The sequence below is a fragment of the Chryseobacterium culicis genome, from assembly GCF_900108365.1.
Lineage (GTDB): Bacteria > Bacteroidota > Bacteroidia > Flavobacteriales > Weeksellaceae > Chryseobacterium > Chryseobacterium culicis.
Window position 1 is genome coordinate 263119 of record NZ_FNWQ01000002.1, and the last position, 20782, is coordinate 283900.

20 protein-coding genes are annotated in these 20782 nt (G+C 37.5%); 9 read left to right on the forward strand and 11 right to left on the reverse strand.

The features are described 5' to 3' along the window. The first annotated feature begins 66 nt into the window (after positions 1–66). From BLW74_RS07505 to BLW74_RS07520, 4 genes are all read left to right on the forward strand, one after another. Positions 67–1044, forward strand: a complete 978-nt coding sequence (locus tag BLW74_RS07505; RefSeq protein ID WP_089691145.1) for an acyl-ACP desaturase — start codon at positions 67–69, stop codon at positions 1042–1044. A gap of 100 nt (positions 1045–1144) precedes the next feature. Further along, positions 1145–1576 (forward strand): BT0820 family HAD-type phosphatase, encoded by a 432-nt coding sequence (locus tag BLW74_RS07510; RefSeq protein ID WP_089691147.1) that lies wholly within the window; start codon positions 1145–1147, stop codon positions 1574–1576. Between the two features lie 157 nt (positions 1577–1733). Further along, on the forward strand, positions 1734–2543 hold the full coding sequence (map, locus tag BLW74_RS07515; RefSeq protein ID WP_089691149.1) for a type I methionyl aminopeptidase: 810 nt from the start codon (positions 1734–1736) through the stop codon (positions 2541–2543). After that, a complete protein-coding gene (locus tag BLW74_RS07520) occupies positions 2543–3310 on the forward strand; it encodes a class I SAM-dependent methyltransferase (RefSeq protein WP_089691152.1) in 768 nt (255 codons plus the stop codon). Before map ends, BLW74_RS07520 begins: the two co-directional genes overlap by 1 nt. A 56-nt stretch (positions 3311–3366) precedes the next feature. Here the strand turns inward: BLW74_RS07520 and BLW74_RS07525 are convergent, their stop codons facing one another. From BLW74_RS07525 to BLW74_RS07535, 3 genes are all read right to left on the reverse strand, one after another. Next, positions 3367–4077, reverse strand: coding sequence for a T9SS type A sorting domain-containing protein (locus BLW74_RS07525; protein WP_089691154.1), 711 nt, complete (start codon positions 4075–4077; stop codon positions 3367–3369). 143 nt (positions 4078–4220) lie between these two features. Then, on the reverse strand, positions 4221–4553 hold the full coding sequence (locus BLW74_RS07530) for a DMT family transporter (protein ID WP_089691156.1): 333 nt from the start codon (positions 4551–4553) through the stop codon (positions 4221–4223). Positions 4554–4804: 251 nt separating this feature from the next. Continuing rightward, positions 4805–5368 (reverse strand): Crp/Fnr family transcriptional regulator, encoded by a 564-nt coding sequence (locus BLW74_RS07535; protein WP_089691157.1) that lies wholly within the window; start codon positions 5366–5368, stop codon positions 4805–4807. Between the two features lie 344 nt (positions 5369–5712). Between BLW74_RS07535 and era the strand changes: the two genes are divergently transcribed. Together era and BLW74_RS07545 are read left to right on the forward strand one after the other, a co-directional pair. After that, positions 5713–6588, forward strand: coding sequence for a GTPase Era (era, locus tag BLW74_RS07540; protein WP_089691159.1), 876 nt, complete (start codon positions 5713–5715; stop codon positions 6586–6588). A gap of 65 nt (positions 6589–6653) precedes the next feature. Further along, a complete protein-coding gene (locus BLW74_RS07545) occupies positions 6654–7082 on the forward strand; it encodes a DoxX family protein (RefSeq protein WP_089691161.1) in 429 nt (142 codons plus the stop codon). A gap of 60 nt (positions 7083–7142) precedes the next feature. Here the strand turns inward: BLW74_RS07545 and BLW74_RS22385 are convergent, their stop codons facing one another. Continuing rightward, on the reverse strand, positions 7143–7295 hold the full coding sequence (locus BLW74_RS22385) for a bacteriocin-like protein (protein ID WP_167358397.1): 153 nt from the start codon (positions 7293–7295) through the stop codon (positions 7143–7145). A 119-nt stretch (positions 7296–7414) separates the two neighbouring features. Between BLW74_RS22385 and BLW74_RS07550 the strand changes: the two genes are divergently transcribed. Continuing rightward, positions 7415–9817, forward strand: a complete 2403-nt coding sequence (locus BLW74_RS07550) for a S9 family peptidase (RefSeq protein ID WP_089691163.1) — start codon at positions 7415–7417, stop codon at positions 9815–9817. Positions 9818–9950: 133 nt separating this feature from the next. On the opposite strand, the gene BLW74_RS07555 is transcribed toward BLW74_RS07550, so the two are convergent. Then, positions 9951–10640, reverse strand: a complete 690-nt coding sequence (locus tag BLW74_RS07555; protein WP_089691165.1) for an HAD family hydrolase — start codon at positions 10638–10640, stop codon at positions 9951–9953. Positions 10641–10716: 76 nt separating this feature from the next. Here BLW74_RS07555 and BLW74_RS07560 point away from each other — a divergent pair, with 76 nt between their 5' ends. After that, entirely contained in the window at positions 10717–11280 is a 564-nt protein-coding gene (locus BLW74_RS07560; protein ID WP_089691166.1) for a Crp/Fnr family transcriptional regulator, read from the forward strand. Positions 11281–11816: 536 nt separating this feature from the next. Next, positions 11817–12320, forward strand: a complete 504-nt coding sequence (locus tag BLW74_RS07565; protein WP_089691168.1) for a GNAT family N-acetyltransferase — start codon at positions 11817–11819, stop codon at positions 12318–12320. Between the two features lie 72 nt (positions 12321–12392). Here the strand turns inward: BLW74_RS07565 and BLW74_RS07570 are convergent, their stop codons facing one another. From BLW74_RS07570 to BLW74_RS07595, 6 genes are all read right to left on the reverse strand, one after another. Then, a complete protein-coding gene (locus BLW74_RS07570) occupies positions 12393–13754 on the reverse strand; it encodes an MATE family efflux transporter (RefSeq protein WP_089691171.1) in 1362 nt (453 codons plus the stop codon). Between the two features lie 99 nt (positions 13755–13853). Continuing rightward, positions 13854–15038, reverse strand: coding sequence for a sigma-54-dependent transcriptional regulator (locus BLW74_RS07575; RefSeq protein ID WP_089691173.1), 1185 nt, complete (start codon positions 15036–15038; stop codon positions 13854–13856). Positions 15039–15093: 55 nt separating this feature from the next. After that, positions 15094–15753: a YggS family pyridoxal phosphate-dependent enzyme gene (locus BLW74_RS07580; protein WP_089691175.1), complete on the reverse strand. Its 660-nt coding sequence runs from the start codon at positions 15751–15753 to the stop codon at positions 15094–15096. 75 nt (positions 15754–15828) lie between these two features. Beyond that, positions 15829–16695, reverse strand: coding sequence for a polysaccharide deacetylase family protein (locus tag BLW74_RS07585; RefSeq protein ID WP_089691177.1), 867 nt, complete (start codon positions 16693–16695; stop codon positions 15829–15831). A 283-nt stretch (positions 16696–16978) separates the two neighbouring features. Next, positions 16979–17707 carry a DUF72 domain-containing protein gene (locus BLW74_RS07590; RefSeq protein WP_089691180.1) on the reverse strand — a complete coding sequence of 243 codons (729 nt, stop codon included), beginning with the start codon at positions 17705–17707 and terminating at the stop codon, positions 16979–16981. 5 nt (positions 17708–17712) lie between these two features. Beyond that, on the reverse strand, positions 17713–20580 hold the full coding sequence (locus tag BLW74_RS07595; RefSeq protein ID WP_089691182.1) for a heavy metal translocating P-type ATPase: 2868 nt from the start codon (positions 20578–20580) through the stop codon (positions 17713–17715). Positions 20581–20782 lie beyond the last annotated feature (202 nt).

Below are 20782 nucleotides of genomic sequence, written 5' to 3' on the forward strand. Positions count from 1 at the left end.
GCATACATTATTATGCGCCAAATAATAAATAAATCATATCTTTGTAAATTAAAACTGAATAGTAAAATGTATCAAAAGCTTGTAAGGAAAGAAGTAATGGGATTATTGGAAAAGGAAGTAAGTTCTTTTCTTGATAAATTTTTAACGCCAATTGAAAAAATATGGCAGCCTTCCGATTATTTACCAGATCCTTCAAGTGATGAATTCAAACATGATTTAGAAGAAATTCAGACTTTTGCCCGCGAAATGCCTTACGATCTTTTTGTAACCCTGATCGGAGACTGTATTACAGAAGAAGCACTTCCTTCCTATGAATCTTGGTTAATGGGAGTGGACGGAATTAATCAGGAAGAAAAAGTAGGATGGGCCAACTGGGTAAGAGCATGGACTGCTGAAGAAAACAGACACGGAGATTTATTAAACAAATATCTTTATCTGTGCGGAAGAGTCAACATGAGAGAAGTGGAAATCACAACCCAATATCTTATCAATGACGGTTTTGACTTGGGGACAAGTATGGATCCGTACAGAAACTTCATTTATACAAGCTTCCAGGAAACAGCTACCAATATCTCTCACAGAAGAGTAGGAACCTTAGCAAAACAGTCCGGAAACGGAAAACTGGCTAAAATGTGCGGGGTAATTGCGGCAGACGAAGCAAGACACGCTAAAGCATACAAGCATTTCGTAGCAAAAATCCTTGAAGTAGACCCTTCAGAAATGATTCTGGCATTCGAAGATATGATGCGTAAGAAAATTGTAATGCCTGCCCACTTAATGAGACAGTCCGGACAAAAAGCGGGAGAGCTTTGGGGACATTTCTCAGATGCTGCACAAAGATGTATGGTGTACACTGGTCAGGATTATATTAACATTATGAAAGACCTTTTGGATGAATGGAAAATAGAGCATGTAAAGGGGCTTACAGAAAAAGCAGAAAAAGCTCAGGAATACCTGATGAAGCTTCCTGCAAGACTTCAGAAAATCACAGACAGGGTTGCTACACCAGATCTTCAGTTCCAGTTTAGCTGGGTAAAAAGTTAATGAGAATCTATAGATTTTTTAAAATATAAAACTAATGAGTGCCTTTCTTTTCGGCACTCTTTTTTATTTCTTATCTTTGCAAAGCTAAAAAAAGAACAAAATGTTAAATAATAAAAAGATTGCTGTTGACTTTGACGGAACTATTGTAGATGACGCATACCCGGCAATTGGAAAACCAAAAACCTTTGCGTTCGAAACGTTGAAAAGACTTCAGGCTGAAGGTTTCAGACTTATTCTCTGGACATACAGACACGGAAGAGCATTAGATGAAGCTGTAGAATTCTGCCAGAAAAACGGGATAGAATTTTATGCCGTGAATTCAAGTTTTGAAGGAGAAGTTTTTGATCCTGAAACCCAATCCAGAAAATTAGATGCAGACTGGTTTATTGATGACAGAAATTTAGGCGGTTTCCCGGGATGGGGTGAGATCTACAACATTATTCAGGAAAGAATAGAATTCCGTGTAGAAGGAAAAGAAGTTCTTGCTTATTCAAAACTTAAAAAAGAAAAGAAAAAAGGACTTTTCTGGTAAAATATAGAATGAGAAGCCAGATAGTAGAACGTAGTGGTCTTATATCACATTAAAGCTTCTGTTTTTATCAGAAAGAGTCTGTAGATCGTTATAATTTAGAAATACACATCATGCTGTAATCTAGCTTCTAACATCTAATATCTAACATCTATATACAATGATTCAATTAAAAACAATAGACGAATTGCGTCTGATGAAGGAGAGTGCCCGACTGGTTTCTAAAACATTGGGAATGCTGGCAAAAGAAATTAAACCGGGAATAACCACTTTATATTTAGATAAACTGGCACATGATTTTATCAAAGATCATGGTGCAGAACCTGCATTCTTAGGATACGGAGGGTTTCCGAACTCACTTTGTATTTCTCCTAACGAGCAGGTGGTTCACGGTTTTCCAAACAATGACATCATCAAAGAAGGTGATGTACTGTCAGTTGACTGCGGAGCCATTCTGAATGGTTTTGTAGGAGACCATGCCTACACTTTTGAAATCGGAGAAGTAAAGCCTGAGGTTAAAAAATTACTGCAGGTTACCAAAGAATCTCTATATAAAGGAATTGAGCAGTGTGTAAGAGGAAAAAGAATAGGAGACATCTCCCATGCCATCCAGGCACATTGTGAAAAAGAAGGGTACGGAGTGGTACGAGAGCTTGTAGGACACGGATTGGGTAGAAAAATGCACGAAGATCCACAGGTTCCGAACTATGGAAGACAGGGAAGCGGAAAAGTTATTAAAGACGGTCTGGCAATCGCTATTGAACCGATGGTTAATATGGGAACTGAAAAAGTGAAGTTCCATAATGATGGCTGGACGGTCACCACTTTAGATAATATGCCATCTGCCCACTTCGAGCATGATGTAGCGGTGATCAACGGTAAACCGGTATTGCTCTCAACATTTGAATATGTATACGAAGCTCTGGGCATTGTAAGTGACGAAGAAAAGCAGTTCCAACTGGATTTTTAATGAAAAAGGTAACGAAGCTTTTACTGAATAAAATTCCACGTCCAATGCTTATTAAAATGAGCATCTGGGCAAGACCGCTTATTTATCAGTTTTTCAAAGGAGATCAGTTTTATGATCCCATTGACGGCAGGTCTTACAGAAAATTCCTTCCCTACGGATATGGAAAACAAAGAGAAAATGCATTGTCTCCGGGAACTTTAAGTTTGGAGAGACACCGTCAGATGTGGCTGTATCTTCAGAACGAAACTGATTTTTTCATTAAAAATTATAAAGTTCTGCATATTGCTCCCGAACAGGAATTTTTAAGGAAATTTAAAAGGATGAGCAATCTGAATTATATTTCAGCAGACCTGTATTCTCCCATTGTGGACGTGAAGGCTGATATCCTTAATTTACCTTTCGAAAATGACAGTTTTGATATCGTTTTCTGTAACCATGTTCTGGAACATATTGAAGATGATGCAAAAGCAATGAGCGAGCTTTACAGGGTAATGAAACCCGGCGGATGGGGAATTCTTCAGGTTCCGATGAAAAACTCATTGGAAAAAACCTATGAAGATTTTACGATTAAAGATCCAAAAGAACGCCAGAAACACTTCGGACAGTATGATCATGTTCGCTGGTACGGAATGGACTATTTTGACCGCCTAAAAAAAGCAGGCTTCGAAATAGAACAGAACTTCTATTCACAGAAATTCTCTGAAGAAGAAATAAAGAAATACGGATTAAGACATAACGAAATCTTACCTGTAGTTTATAAAAAATAAAATAAAACCCGCTTCAACCATTGAAGCGGGTTTTTATATGAATGAAATGTTCTTTTTTACTCTTTGATAAAAGAATTAGACTTATAATTCTCCATCATTACAACATATTGTCCCTTTGGTAAGCTACTTGTATCAATTGATATTTTACTGCTGTTAGTGATTGTTTCAAATACCAGTTTGCCTGAAAGATCGTATATTTTAAGCGAAAGATTTTTCTCAATATTTTCAATATTTAAAACCTCTTTTACCGGATTAGGATATGTTTTAAACGTCTTCGTTGCTGTGCTGACTTCCTTAGTACTCAATTGGTTAGTATTGTTATAGTAGATCTTATTTCCTGAAGGATCTGTCATTATCAAAGTTTTAACGTTGCCGTTGGTTGTAATCTGGTAGCTATATATGGATGCATAAGGTCCTAAACCATAAATATCACAGTTTTTCTGATCATAAGCACGAACAGGCGCTGCATTTCCTCCGTTATAAAATAAAAGAGTGCAGGAGCTTGATGTTTTGATAAGATTGTTGCTTCCGGGCATAACCCCGAAACCCATCATGGAAGTATTATAATATTTGGAATTAATAACATAGCTTGTTCCTCCCGCTGAATTGAATGTAGTTCCAGGGACTCCGTTATCAATGAATGGAGTATTCGTTGTCTGCCCGCTGCTTGTTACTATTTTGGAAATATACCACGTATTGGAAAGTAATTCAGAGGTTTGCTGGGCAGTCAGTAAACTACCAGCTAAAAGGAATAGTATTTTTTTCATGAGTTAAAAGTTTACGGTAAAGATATAAAAGAATTTCTTTTTCCTGATTCAATTTAATCATGATCAAAAAAATGATTAAAAAAACCGCCTTCACTGCGAAGACGGTTCCCATTTTTAAATATAGATAGAAGTTTATGCACTTTCTAGTGTGAAGAAGATACAGCTTTTAATCCTACCACAGAACCAATAAGCGTTACAATAAAGAAAACTCTCCAAAAGCTCACAGGATCCTTAAAAAAAATAATTCCCATTAAGGCCGTTCCTACAGCACCAATTCCCGTCCATACTGCATAAGCAGTTCCGATAGGCAGTGTCTGAGTAGCTTTGATCAGCAAAAGCATACTGATCGTCATCGTTATCAGAAAACCGGCATACCACAGGTACATCTCCGTCCCTGATGTTTCCTTTGCCTTTCCCAAACATGACGCGAAGGCAACTTCAAATAATCCCGCGATAACTAATATTAACCAATTCATTTCTTAAATTTTTCTACTGCAAATTTCAGAATTTGAAGGGAGAAAAAATTTTACAATTGTTAAAAAATAAAAATGTGGAGAGATTGAAGAGAGGAAGAAAGGAAGATGGGAGCTGGAAGAAGTAAAAAAATAATATCGTTCTATCAATAGGGGCGGACTTTAGTCCGCTCGCTCTCAATATAAATACGTATTCCTCCGGCTTTAGCCAAAACATAAGAATTTTTAAATCCTTCAATCTTTGAATTTTAAATTCATTTTATCTCCGCCCGAATTCTGCTTAAACTCACCTGCGTAATCCCCAGATAAGACGCAATATATCCTAACTGAACCCTTTTCAGTAAGTCAGGCTGATAGGTAATAATATCCTTGTAGCGCTCCAGTGAAGTTTTGAACTGTCGGGAAATAATCAGTTCCTCAGATTTTATCATCTCTGCTTCGGCCAGTTTTCTCCCCCAGTTAGCAATATGAATGTCTTCATTGAAAAGTTTTCTTAAACTTTCCGTTTCCATTCTGTAAAGATCACAGTCTTCCAGCAATTCGATACTTTCATAGCCGGGTTTGTCCTCTACATAGCTTTTCATAGAAAGAATGCATTGTCCTTCACTCCCGAACCAGAATGTAATATCATTATCAGCAGTTGAGGAGTAGGCACGTGCAATTCCTCTTCTTATAAAATAAAGATAAGGAATCACTTTATCAGCTTCCATAAGGCAAAAACCTTTTGGGTACGAAACTTCAGTGATGTGCTCTTTTAAACTGTTTTTTGAATCTTCCGGAAGAAGGAAAACTTGGTCAAGAATCTGGTCTATAGTCATAAAGATGAATTCTAATAGTCAAAAATATCAGTTTTCAGTAATGCAATACAAAATTAGAAGGTAATTTTTATAAGAAATATTACAATAAGGATGATTATAATTTTTCAGAATTCAACTTATTTATAATCAAAATTACAAAAGAAAAGGTAAAAATTCCCCACCATTGGAGGGGTGGCGAAAATTCAAAGAATTTTTGGCGGGCTGGCAGACCAACAGTCAACTCTTTATAACTCCTTTTTCCATACCTTATTGGGAATATAACTCTCTTTTTTCCTTTAATTATTGAGATTAACTGTAAAGACCAATTTTGTTTTATTAACTTTGCAGTTCGTAATATTATTTTTATGCACAAAGCTGGATTTGTTAATATAGTTGGAAAGCCCAATGCGGGAAAATCGACCTTGCTCAACCAATTGATGGGGGAGAAACTGGCGATTGTAACGCAGAAAGCACAGACAACCCGTCACAGAATTTTTGGAATTTATAATGAAGATGACCTTCAGATTGTATTTTCTGATACTCCCGGAGTATTGGATCCGAAATACGGACTGCAGGAAAAAATGATGGATTTTGTAAAGGACTCTTTACAGGATGCAGATGTATTCCTGTTTATTGTAGATGTTACCGATAAAGCAGAACCTTCAGAATTTTTAATTGATAAACTGAATAAAATTCCCGTACCGGTACTGCTTTTATTAAACAAAGTAGACCAGACGGATCAGGCAGGTCTTGAAAAACTGGTGGAAGATTGGCATGCCAGAATTCCAAAAGCTGAAATTCTGCCCATTTCTGCATTAAATGCCTTTAATACCGATGTAATTTTACCGAAAATAAAATCGCTGCTTCCTGAGAACCCTCCTTATTACGATAAAGATCAATATACAGACAAGCCTGAAAGATTTTTCGTGAACGAGGCAATTCGTGAGAAAATTCTTCTGAATTACGATAAAGAAATTCCCTATTCAGTGGAAGTTGTAACAGAACAGTTTAAAGAAAAGGAAGGCATCATTTTCATCGATTCTATTATTTATGTAGAAAGAGAAACCCAAAAAGGAATTATTATCGGGCATAAAGGAGAAGCCATTAAAAAAGTAGGAACGGAAGCAAGGTTGGATCTTGAGAAATTCTTTACCAAAAAAATTCATCTGAACCTGTTTGTAAAAGTGAAAAAAGACTGGAGAAAGAACGACAGAGATCTTAAGAATTTCGGTTATCGTTAAACTAAAACGGCCGGAATCCCGTTGTATTAAAAGATTTTTATTACCTTAGTATAAATTTTTAGTACATGAACTATAATAATTCAAATTCGAGCTCAATACCTAAAGATATTATTTTGTTAGTGGTGAGAGTGTTTGTAGGTTTTGCCATGCTTTCTCATGGTTTTCCAAAACTTCAGATGCTGTTGGCAGGCGGTAAAATCGAGTTTTTTGATTTTATGGGACTTGGGCCTCAGATATCACTGATTCTTACGGTTTTTGCTGAATTTGTATGTTCAATACTCCTTATACTAGGCCTCTTTACAAGAGTTTCTCTTGGATTTCTAATCTTTACAATGATCATTGCAGGTTTTGTAGTACATGGTGCAGATCCTTTTGAAAAGAGAGAAATGGCGCTTGTTTATCTTTCCGTTTATCTTTTATTGATGGTAATAGGAGCCGGAAAAATTTCCGTAGATCACATGATAGAAAGAAGAAAAAGAGCTTCGGAGTGGTAATGTTATCATAAAACCAACAAAATAAAAAGGCACTTCATATTTGAAGTGCCTTTTCTGTTATTAAGGTCTGCAAGATGGTAAACACTCCCAGATTGGAGCGCCACTCGGCGTTTTCCCCACTCTGCAGGCCATGTATCCGGAATCACATAATGGAGCATTTCCTCCGATAATAGTTTTCAGACTGTTCTTTGATAATTTTCGTAAGTTTTTCATATTGTTTTATTTTGTGAAGTAAATGTAACAAAAAAATAAATATGACACTAAAAAGAGTCTTATTTATTTCATTTTATCAATCTTCTAAAATTTACTATATTCGTAAAAAATGAATTTATATGAAGATAAAACTGACCATCTGCCTTCTGGCATTTCTCAATTTTTATGATGCACAGGAGAATATCACGTACCAAAAGCCATCAGCTGAAATCCTGAAACTGGCAGATTATCAAAGACCGCCAAGTGTTCTGATGAACAGTAAAAAAGATTGGGTGGTCTTTACTTATCGTCCAACATATAAAACACTGGAAGATCTCAGCCAGCAGGAAATGAAACTTGGAGGGCTGAGAATTAATCCTGTTACTAACATCTCAAGCAGCACAACCTACTCAAATAATCTTAAGATCAGAAAGATCAATGATAAAAATGAGCTTCAGGTAAAAAATCTTCCTTCCAACCCGAAAATTACGTATGTTTCTTTTTCTCCGGATGAAAAAAAACTGGCTTTTACCAATACTACCGCTAAAGGGGTAGAGCTTTGGGTGGTAGATCTGGAAACGGCTTCGGCCAAAAAAATAACAGCTGATAATCTTAATGCTAATTTAGGAATGCCTTATGTATGGTATAATGACTCTCAAAGCTTCCTGATCAGAGTAATTCCACAAAACAGGCCGGCTCTCATAGATGCAAGCAAAGACCTTCCTACAGGCCCTATTGTTTCAACAGCAGACGGTAAAGTTTCACAGAACAGAACCTATCAGGATCTTTTGAAAAATCCTCAGGATGAAAAAAACTTTGAAACGCTTACCGCTTCGGAAATTTACAATGTTGACCTTACGGGAAATCTTAAAAAACTGAAAGATCAGGATATGTATGCAGGCCTAAGTTTTTCTCCGGATGGAAATTATCTGATGGCTACCACAATCAAAAAGCCGTTTTCCTATATTGTTCCACTTAACAGATTCCCATCGCAGACAGTGGTGTATGATATGAAAGGAAATGCTGTAAAAACAGTAAATGAAGTTCCTCTGAATGAAATTATGCCAAAAGGTTTCTCTTCTGTCAGAACCGGAAAAAGAGACATGGCCTGGAGAAGTGATGCTCCAGCTACGCTTACTTTTGCTGAAGCTTTGGACGGAGGAGATCAGTCTAAAGCAGCGGAATACAGAGACGAGGTATTTACGTGGGATGCTCCATTTACAGCGGCTCCGAAGTCTTTCTTCAAAACAAAGCAGAGATATGATGATGTAGTTTGGACGAATGATCATTATGCGATTGTCTCCGAAGGCTGGTATGACACAAGAAATACAAAATCTTACCTGATAGATACCAATAACGGGGAATCTAAGGTTTTCGATGACAGAAATTATCAGGATGTCTACAGTGATCCGGGAAATTTCAATACCACAAAAAACCAGTATGGAAGATACGTAATTGATATGAAGGGTGGAAAAGCCTATCTGATCGGAGACGGGTTTACCAAAGACGGTCAGCATCCGTTCATTGATGAAATGGATGTGAAGTCACTGAAAAAGAAAAGACTGTACACCTCTAATGTAAAGAATGGTAAAGAAGAAATTATTGATATTCTTAATGCTTCAAAAGGAGAAATCCTTACGACTCAACAGTCACCGAGCCTATATCCTAATTACTTCAAAAAGAACATCAAATCTAATAAAGCAGAAGCGGTAACTAACTTTGCAAACCCTTTTGAAAGCATCAAAGACGTTTACAAAGAAGTCATTACCTATAAGAGAAATGACGGTGTTACTTTAACCGGAACGCTTTACCTTCCGGCTAATTACGACAGAAAAGCGAAAAAAGAAAAGCTTCCGTTGCTGATCTGGGCTTACCCTACAGAATATAAAGACAAAAATACAGCAGGGCAGAATACCCAAAACCCTAACGACTTTACATTCCCGTACTACGGATCTTTTGTATACTGGACAACGAAAGGATATGCTGTTCTTGATGATGCGGCTTTCCCGATTATCGGTGAAGGAAAAACAGAGCCTAATGATACGTTTATCCCACAATTGGTGTCCAATGCGGCGGCTGCAATTGATGCAGTAGATCATCTGGGATATATTGACAGAAAAAAAGTGGCTGTAGGAGGACATTCTTATGGGGCTTTTATGACTGCCAACCTTCTGACCCACTCTGATCTTTTTGCCTGCGGAATTGCAAGAAGCGGAGCCTATAACAGAACTTTAACGCCATTTGGGTTCCAGAGCGAGCAGAGAAACTATTGGGATATTCCGGAGATCTACAATAAGATGTCTCCGTTCATGAATGCAGACAAAATGAAGACTCCGCTTCTTCTGGTTCATGGGGATGCAGATAACAACCCTGGAACATTTACCCTGCAGACGGAAAGATACTTCCAGGCATTGAAAAACCTTGGGGCTCCGGTAAAAATGGTTCTTCTTCCAAAAGAAGCCCACGGATATCAGGCCAAAGAAAATATCTTCCACCTTTTATGGGAACAGGATCAGTTCCTTGAAAAGTGCCTGAAGAAATAAATGACAAAAGAGACTGTTTATCACAAACAGTCTCTTTTTTTGATTAAAATATAATAAGGAAGTTGTATTAAAACTTAATTGAAGCTCATCTTAATGATCTTATCTGCTTCATAAAATTTAATGGTTTTAAAAATTAAAGATGCTTCAGGATTTCATTAATTCTTTTAAGCTCCATAAAATTTGGATGTTCAAGATTAACATCATGCTGTTCATGGCTCCAGGTCACATGATAAGGAATATGAGCGGCAGATCCTCCAATTTCCAATACCGGTAAAATATCCGACTTGATAGAATTTCCCAGCATCAGAAAATTCTCAGGCAGGCAGTCCAGGTGTTTCAAAAGCTTTTTGTAATCATATTCTTTTTTATCACTCATGATTTCAATATGGTGGAAATAGTCCTGTAATCCGGAATTTTTAAGCTTACGTTCCTGATCCAGCAGATCACCTTTTGTAGCAACGACCAGCCTGTATTTTCCCTTTAAGCTGTCAAGAGTTTCTGTAACGCCATCCAGAAGTTCAATTGGTTTCTGAAGAAGTTCCTGACCCAGCTGAAGCGCTTTGTTAACCAATGCTATAGGTGCTGTGTTGTTGGATATCCTGGATATGGTTTCAACCATACAAAGCATAAATCCTTTTACGCCATAACCATACAAATGCAGATTCTGCATTTCCGTTTTAAACAATTCCTGTGATACGGAGTGCTGCGGAAGATAATCCTCCAGCAGTATGCAGAATTCTTTTTCAGCTTCCTGAAAGTAAGGTTCATTGATCCAAAGTGTATCATCTGCGTCAAAAGCAATGGTTGTAATATGATTATTCATTTTTGTTTTGTAATTTTCTGTCCGTAAAATTCAGTATAAAAAATAAACAGGCAAAGGACATTTGTCCCGGTTACATATGTTAAGGACGAATCATACATTTTTAAACTATCTTGATGAGCTTTATGGAAAGCAGAATATCGGTGATGATATTGCATTAAAATCTTTTTCTGCAGGAGATAAAATCTTGGTACAGGATCATCAGCTACCTCATGTCATGCTGATTAAAGATGGGATTGTTAAATGCTTTTTCGTGGAAGAAAATGGGAAGGAATATATCGTAGAATTTTTGGGAAGTGGGGAAGTAATAGGGGAAGTGGAACTGATTAAGAATATAAACTGTCTGTGCAGTATTGAAGCGCTTACGGAAGTTAAGGTGTACGCAATTAAGATCCCTGCTTTTAAAGCTTTGATCAAAAATGATCTTGTATTGAATCATCTTCTTTTAGAATCATTTGCAGAAAGGGTGATCAATACTTCCAGCAGGGCTTCCTATCAACAGTTATATACGGTAGAACATACCTTAAAACAATTATTGCAAATGCAGTCAAAGCAGAATATCCGGATCTCGAAAGAAGACATGGCTGCCTATCTCGGAATTGCGGTGAGAAGCTTGAATAGAATTTTGAAGGATTTGAAATAATTTTGTTGGAAAATCGCAAAGTCACAAAGTTTTTGATCTATGTTTAAAATCTTTAAGGCGCAAGAACATTTCGACTTCGCCAAATGGGATATTTTTGGAAAGTTGTGCGTTATTATTTTTTCTTGCAGTTAAAGTTTAGATTCCTAACTTTGCTCGGAATGACAAACAGAGTTTTGAAATTTTATCGGAGATAAAATCTTTGCGACTTAAAAGTATTCCCTCTACTAATACTTGCGCCTTTGCGTTTTCCAAACCTTACTTTTCGATTGAGATTGCTTCACCTTCGGTTCGCAATAACAGTGGTAGTGTGAAATTTTACCGAAGCCAAAATCCTTGCACTTTAAAAATATTCAAAGTTTAAATTCCCTTGCTTCTTTGTGATTTATTTAGGAAATATCAAAACAAATATAAATATTGGTTTCATTTTAAGGGGCTGTTCTGTTATAATATGAAAATTTGTATAAAATAGCTGAAATAGATAGGGGTAATTTTAAAATTTAGTATTTTTGCACTAAGATAAATTGAATCCTATATTCATGGAAACACTAAAGTTCAGAAATGCTGAATTAGAAGATTTAAATAAAATCGTTGCCATCTACAACTCAACGATTGCCTCAAGAATGGTGACTGCGGACATGGAGGAAGTTTCTGTGGAAAGCAAGCTGCAATGGTTTGAAGAACATAACCCTCAAACAAGGCCTCTTTGGGTAGTTGAAAATGATCAGAATCAGATTATTGGCTGGGTAAGTTTCAGTTCATTCCATGAAAGGGCAGCCTATAACGGTACGGTAGAAGTAAGTATTTACCTGGATGAAACCTGCAGAGGAAAAGGGTATGGGAAAACCATTCTTCAGTATTGTATTGATAATGCCGGGAAATTTGGAGTCAAAAATCTGGTAGCGCTTATCTTCCTTCATAATGAACCCAGTCTGAAACTGTTCAGGCACTTCGGATTTGAAGATTGGGGAAGTCTTCCTAATGTGGCGATTCTGGATGGCGTGGAAAGAAGCCTGAAAATTTTAGGAAAGAGAATAGATTAAGTAAAAACGTAAATGTAAAAGTATCATTAAATAAAAAATAGCTGCATCAAATGTGATACAGCTATTTTGTTTTTATGGATTCTGCTTAATTCTTTTCGCAGACATATTCAGGAATCGTTTTACCAGGAAAACGGCTGAGACCGTTAATCCCAATCCGAGTGCAATCCACATTCCGAATGCTCCCATTTCTAAAGTAACACAGAAGAAATAGCCCAAAGGAATAGTGATCACCCAGTAAGCGATAAAGGTATAAATAGACGGGATTTTCACATCCTGTAACCCTCTCAGCATTCCTAAAGCTGTCACCTGAATTCCGTCAGAAAGCTGGAATAGAGCTGCAATAATCATTAATTTGGCAGCAAGTGCAATCACTTCAACTTCTTCTTTCTTTGTGAAGAAAGTAGGCAAAATATTTCTTCCCAGGATAAATACCAATCCGCAGATGCACATGAAGATAAAGGCAATCTTAAGATTGTTGATTCCCACTTTTCTGAGCTCAACAAAATTCTGCTCGCCCAATTTTCTTCCGATCATTACCGTAGAGGCAACACTGAACCCGACACATAAGTTAAAGGTGAAGGAAGCCATACTTAAAGCGATCTGGTGAGAGGCAATATCATGAGCCGAGATCAGTCCGCAGATAAATGCGGCTCCTGCAAAAGCTGTTACTTCAAAAAACATCTGCAAAGCTGTTGGAAGTCCCAGTTTTACCATTTTATCAAACATTTTCTTTGAAAAAACCTGTATTTTTAAAGAAAAATCTTTAATGTAACGTCTCGTTCTTTTTTCTTTTAACAAGACAAAATAAAGGAAAACAACCATAAAGATTCTGGAAATCAGGGTAGCCAGAGCAGATCCCTTAACCCCCATCGGAGGTATTCCCCAAAGCCCTTTGATAAAGACATAGTTTAAGACAATATTGATGATATTGGCAATAATAGTTGCTTTGGTAACTCCAATTGTATATGATAACCCTTCAGAAACCTCACGAAGCGTCTGAAATGCCATAAACGGAATCATACTGACCACCATTATGCTCAGAAAACTTACTGTATCAGGAATGATTTTAGCTGGCTGGCCGGAGTGATAGAGTAGCGGCATCCCCAAAAGGAGAATGACCATCAGAATAATCCCTACAGACATATTGATGATAAAGCCATGGCTGAATACCGAATTGATTGTAGCGTGATCCTCTCTGGAGTGCGCTTCTGAAACCAATGGCGGGATCGCAAATGAAAACCCCAGCGCTAATACAAATATGGAAAAAAACACCGCATTTCCCAATGAAACGGATGCCAACGCATCAGCACCCAATAGTTTTCCGACAATAATATTATCGAATAAGTTGACCGAAACCTGCCCCACCTGGGTCAGCATCACAGGCAGAGCCAAAGTCAGGCATTCTTTCGTATAGTTTTTGTTTAAAAAGTTCATAATATTTTAAGATTCATATAGTTTATTATTCAAACAGGGCAAAAAAAAATTTGCAGTGGTAACACTGCAAATTTTTATAATATCGTAAATAATAGCTTATTATTTCCTTACAAAACTTGCAACGTCACCTTCAGAAACAGTGTTTCCACCAAGAATAATCAATCTCTCAACAACATTTCTTAATTCTCTGATATTTCCAGTCCATGAAAGCGATTTTAAAGCATCAATAGCTTTATCGTCAAACTTTTTCACCGCTGTACCATGCTCATCGGCAATCATACCAGAAAAATGCTCCACCAATAATTTGATGTCTTCTTTTCTTTCATCCAATGGCGGAACATAGATTTCAATTACAGAAAGTCTGTGATAAAGGTCTTCTCTGAATTTGCCTTCTTCAATTTCTTTCTGCATATTTTTGTTGGTAGCGGCAATCACTCTTACGTCTACCTTAATTTCTTTATCGCTGCCTACAGGAGAAACTTTGCTTTCCTGAAGTGCTCTCAATACTTTAGCCTGAGCAATAAGGCTCATATCTCCAATCTCATCAAGGAAGATAGTACCACCGTTAGCCTGCTCAAATTTTCCCTGCTTATCTTTAATAGCACCGGTAAAAGATCCTTTTACGTGCCCGAAAAGTTCAGATTCAATAAGTTCAGATGGAATGGCGGCACAGTTTACCTCAATCATAGGTCCTCTTGCACGTTCGCTTTGATTATGGATCGCATGTGCTACCAGTTCTTTTCCGGCACCGTTAGGACCTGTAATAAGAACTCTGGCATCTGAAGCTGCTACCTTTTCGATCATATCCTGAATCTTTTGAAGCGCAGGAGAATCACCAATCATCTGGTATTTTTTGCTTACTTTTTTCTTTAAAGTTTTATTTTCGGTCTGAAGATTTTTGTTTTCTTTCTTCAGGGTTTCCTTAGCCAGTGCGTTTTTCACGCTTGTGATCAATCTGTTGATATCAATGGGCTTGGAAATAAAATCGTATGCACCTTCTTTCAGACAGGAAACCGCAGAATCAATGTCTGCGTGGCCTGATATCATAATAAAAGTAGTTTCTGGTTTTAGTGCGAGACTCTGCTTCAAAAGTTCGGTTCCTGAAACTTTAGGCATCTTGATATCGGAAATCACCAATGCGAAATCTTCTTTTTCTACCTGTTTATAACCTTCAAGGCCGTCTTCGGCAATAACAAATTCATAATCGGTGAGTTCATCCGAAAGAATACTGTGAAGTACTCCCGAGATTGCTTTTTCGTCTTCTACTATAAGGATTTTTTGCATAGTTGCAAATTTAAATTTTTTGTTTCAATTATTAGCAAAAACTATACCTAAATATCTATTTTGAATAGTCTCTTCTGCCAAAAATGGCCGAACCCACGCGTACAGAATTTGCACCGCACTCAATGGCTAGAGGAAAATCATCACTCATTCCCATTGATAAGGTATGTATTGTTTTTAATTGATTTAATTCATCAAAAAGCCTCTTAAGAATTAAAAATTCATTTCTAACCTGTTGCTCATCATCCGTGAAAGTGGCCATTCCCATTAATCCGGTAATTTCTACATGAGGAAATTTACCTTCAATATATTGCTGAAAAAGATCTCTGGCTTCAGAGATTTCAAGACCGAACTTTGTTTCTTCAGCGGCAATTTTCACCTGCAGAAGAACTTTTATCGTTCTGTCGTTTTTTCCTGCTTCTTTGTTAATTTCTGCCAACAATTTTTCAGAATCCACACTTTGAATGGTATTGATAAAAGGAGCAATGTATTTTACTTTATTGGTTTGTAAATGCCCAATAAGATGCCACTGGATATCCTGAGGAAGAAGAGGGGCTTTTTCCATCAGTTCCTGCACCTTATTTTCTCCAAAAATTTTCTGTCCGAGATCATACACTTCCTGAACTGCCGAAACGGGATGTGTTTTTGAAACAGCAACCAGCTGAACATGAGATGGCAGCTGGTCTTTTATAATTTTATAGTTTTCTTTTATGCTCATAGATGCAAATTTCCGAAATTTCCCTGACAGTTGCCAGTTATGAATACATTTTTACTCAGTACTCCTCAGAGCACATTAATTCAGTACTTCATTGATCTTAGGATATTGGGAGATTTTTCTGAAGACAAATTTATTGCTCTTCTGCAGCTTTTCAATAAAAAGATCAAGCTCGTTGATAGAATCTGCATCTCTCAGATATTGATCATGAGTAAGGAACACGAGGTGTCTTGAGGTTTTTTCAAGATCATTCAGGAAAATACTGTCTACTTTCTTGATCATCGCCTCATGGCTTCCTTTCAGAGTCATTTTTTGGGATGGCCTCCATTCAAGATCCCAGCCAATCACTTTGTAGCCGGCTTTTTTAAGACCGTCTGCCGCTGCGGTAGAGCTTTTAATATCCGTTACATTAATATTATTGAGTCTCCAGATATTTCTTCCCGGAGTTCTGGCGATTTTGTCAAAAAGCTTCAGGCTGTCTTTGGCAATATCAAAATCGTGAACCACAGCGTCTGCATTTTTATAAAAATCGGTGTATTTATTATGGGCATGAGTAAAACTGTGGTTGGCCAATTCAATAAGAGGATTTTGCTTCAAAAGCAGAAGGTCATCTTTCTGTCTTTTGCTTCCATAAGCATGCTTTCCAACTAAAAAGGCCGTTGCACAAACGTTTCTTTTGTCCAGAATTTTTAAAAGATTTTCGGTTCCCTGGTTGGGACCGTCATCGAAAGTAAGGTAGATCACTCTTTTATCCGGGTCTACGTTTTCATCGTCCATATCATGGGGGACTATTTCTGCGGAAGGATGTTCTTGCGAATTGACGACGGGGTCACTCACTTCACTCTTGAAATTACAGCTGTTCAATAAAACCGAAGATGCACTCACCAATGCAAACATCCCGAGAAAAGTCATATTTTTTGACTTTCCCGCAAAAATTTTTCTCATAAAGATAATGGAATTTTAAATTGTTAAAAATCGTTAAAAATAACAGGTGAAAATTAACAAATTATATGCCATGCTGTGCAGCATTTTTTGTTTTTAAGGTTATTTTAAGAACTTTATAATAAAGGTTATTTCCATTAACGGTTGAATTGTAAATTTATGATTTAGTTTTGTTTGTGTTTTAACATTTATAACTGTCAAAACGATAGTTTTTCTCTATATTTTTTGAAATTTCAATATTCTTCATTTGGCGGGGAATTATTTTTATTTTAACAAAAGCTGAAGATTATTCTACCATACTTTTTAAGTACAAAGAATTATTAATGGCAGCAGTTCCCCAGGTATTATTGAAAAATATAAAAGAGGTTTGTGGGAGTTTTTTGATTTTCTCAGCAAGATTTTGGATAACCTCTTTGCTGTATTCTGATTTGTAGAGGACAGGTTTTCCGTGGAGTCTGTAATAAAAAACTTCGGGATGATTGATGATAAAATCCTCTGGAAGATCACCGGGAAAACTTACACCGGAGAAGACGATATTCTGCTTTTGTAAAAGATCAAACAGCTCTTTCTGCCACCAGGATCTGTTTCTGAATTCGATGACATTCAGAAAACGCCGGTCAATATTATGAGTAATCCGATCAATATTTTCCGGAGTATTTTTAAAAGAAGGAGGGAGCTGGTAAAGAAAACCGGATAATTTGTCTTTCAGATGGCTTTGGATATGACTGCAGAATAACTCTACCTCCTCTTTGCAATCTTCGAGGCGGCTCTGATGCGTGATGGATTTTGGAATCTTAATAAAAAATCTGAAATCATCAGGAGTTTCCCCGTGCCATTTCAAAAGTGTTTTGGGAGTTGGCTTCCTGTAAAAAGTTGAATTGATTTCTACCGCATTGAATGTTTTGGAATATAAAGAAAGAAAATCTTTACTCTTGGCATCTTCGGGATATAAAGACCCTTTCCAGTCGTTATTATAAAATCCTGAGCAGCCTATGTAAAGATTTTCTTTTTTCATGATAATTATTTTATATCCAGATCTACGGAATTTAGTCTCAACGAATTCAGAATCACAGAAAGGGAGCTGAAGCTCATGGCGGCAGCTGCAATCATGGGTGATAATAGAATTCCAAAAAAGGGATACAATAATCCTGCCGCAACGGGAACTCCCAGAACATTATAGACAAATGCGAAAAAAAGGTTTTCTTTAATGTTTCTGAGCAGTTTTTCGCTGAGAAGCTTTGCTTTGGCAACCCCCAGAATATCGCCTTTCAGTAACGTTATTTCTGCACTTTCAATGGCAACATCTGTTCCGGTTCCCATAGCAATGCCCACATCAGACTGGGCAAGGGCAGGAGAGTCATTGATGCCGTCGCCGGTCATCGCTACGATTTTACCTTGTTGCTGTAGTCTTTTTACTTCATTTAGCTTATCTTCGGGAAGACAGTTGGCTTTGAAATGTGTGATGCCTAATTCATCAGCAACAGCCTTTGCAGTATGCTCATTATCACCCGTCATCATGATGACATCTATTCCCTCGCTCATTAACTGTTTTACTGCTTTTTTAGAGCTTTCTTTAATTCTATCGGTAAAACTTATGAATCCCAGCACCTGCTGATCCTGTGCGATGTACGAAATAGTGTGCGCTTTTGACTGTATTTCTACTGCTTTCTTCTTTACATTTTCAGGAATTGTAATGTGATGTGAGGTCAGAAGACTTTCGTTGCCAAGATAAGCTGTTTTTCCATTGATATTTCCTTTCACTCCTTTTCCTGAGATATTTTCAAACTGATCTACTTTTTCGGCAGCTATATTCTCTTCTTTTGCTCTTTTTATAACGGCGTTGGAAAGTGGGTGTTCGGAGTTTTGATTTAAAGAAAAAGCGAGTTTTAAAATCTGATTTTGCTCTGCGTTTATTGTTTCGATATATTCCACAGAGGGTTTTCCTTCCGTTAAAGTTCCGGTTTTATCCGTAATCAGAACATTTACTTTATTCATTTGCTCCAGGGCTTCTGCGTTTTTAATCAGGATTCCGTTTTTGGCGCCTTTCCCGATTCCGACCATTAAAGACATGGGAGTTGCCAGGCCGAGCGCACAGGGACATGCTACAATCAGAACTGCCACAGCATTTACAAAAGCAAATAAACTTCTTTTTCCTTCCGGTCCGAAAAACTGCCACAGCATAAAAGTGAGAACAGCAATAAGGATTACTACAGGCACGAATACTTTTGAAACCTTGTCGGTAAGCTTCTGGATAGGTGCTTTGCTTCTGCTGGCCTCGTTCACCATCTTAATAATTTGTGAAAGAAGTGTTTCATCGCCTACTTTTTCAGCCTTCATAATGAACACCTGATTGCCGTTGATGGTCCCGGAAGATACTTTATCATCCACGCCTTTTTCAACGGGAACGGGCTCTCCCGTTATCATGCTTTCATCTACAATTGAATTTCCTTCTATTATTTTTCCGTCTACCGGAATTTTTTCACCTGGTTTTACTTTTAACAAATCTCCTATTTTTACCTGAGAAAGCAGTACTTTCTTTTCTTCACCGTTTACCATAAGGTTGGCTTCATCCGGAGAAAGATTCATAAGTTCTTTGATGGCATTTCCTGTTTTTTTATGAGCTGCAGCTTCCATCAGCTGGCCTAAAATAACAAGGGTTAAAATCACACAGACCGCTTCAAAATATAGTGGAATTTCATGATTGTGACCACGAATTTCATGCGGAATAATATCCGGGAAAATCAAAGCTACAATACTGAATATAAATGCTGCGGCTACACCCAAAGCAATAAGGCTGAACATATTCAGATTCCAGGTTTTGAAAGAAACCCATCCTCTTTTTAACAGAAACCACCCGGAATAAAATAGGACTGGAAGTGTTAAAGCAAGCTCAATAAATCCCTGAACCTGATGTGAGAAAGGGAAATTGATGAACATTCCACCCATTGAAAGAATGAAAACCGGAATAGTAAAGGCTAATGAAGTAATGAACTTTCTTCTCAATATGTTGTAGGTTTCATCTTCCTCATCATCTCCGCTATCTGGCATTCTGACAAGATCCATTCCGCAGATCGGACAGTCTCCCGGTTCATCACGAATAATTTCCGGATGCATCGGGCAAGTGTATTTTGCGGTTTTCTTTTCGGGATATTTTACAAGATCCATCCCGCAGACAGGGCATCCTACATTGGAATCATAGGTTTTGTCACCTTCGCAATACATAGGGCAGTAATATCTGCCTGCCATTTCATCAGTCACTTTAGGAGCTTCATGATTATGACCGTGGTGGTGATCATGACGGCTGTGATCATGGGAATGAGAGTGTTGGTGCTGTGAAGTAGCTTTTTGTGCAAGTTCTTCAGTAATTGGTTCTAAATCCATATGACAAACCGGACATTCTCCTTTTTCATCATACACTTTATCACCCTCGCAAAACATTGGGCAATAATACTTTCCAACGCTATCTTTAAAGTTTTCCGGAAGATTGTTTGCTGAATAGGCGGGTTTGTGATTAGGATCTTTGGCTAGTTTTTCTTCAACAGGAACCAGATACATTTTGCAGACAGGACATCTTTCCCCCTGTTTGAAATATACTTTGTCTCCCTCGCATTCCATGGGGCAATAGTATACTGAAGACGGAGATACGCGGTCCTGAGGTTTTACAAAGGCAGTCTCAGGAGTGTTGGGATCTTCAAGTCTGTAATTTCCTACTGCGGCCAAAGCCTTATTTAAATCTGAAAGCTGTATTTCATGATCAGAAGTGATGGTTGCTGTATTGTTTTCCAGATTTACATCGGCATTTACCCCTTCCATACTGTTCAGTTGGTTGGATATCTTTTTCTGGCAGCCGGAACAGGTCATTCCGAGTATTTTATACTGTCGTTCCATGATTTTAAATTTATACTACAAATTTCCAAAATGGAAAAATAAGGTTGTTATAAATTTAAGGATAATAGTTATAAAATTAGGCTAGTGTGAGTTTTAGGGTTGGAGAGTGTTAGAGTGGGAGAGTTGCAGGGTTTGAGCGTTTGAGTGTTTTGTAAGTGAAGTAGAAATATGTAACTCCTTCGCTCTCAAACACTCAAACACT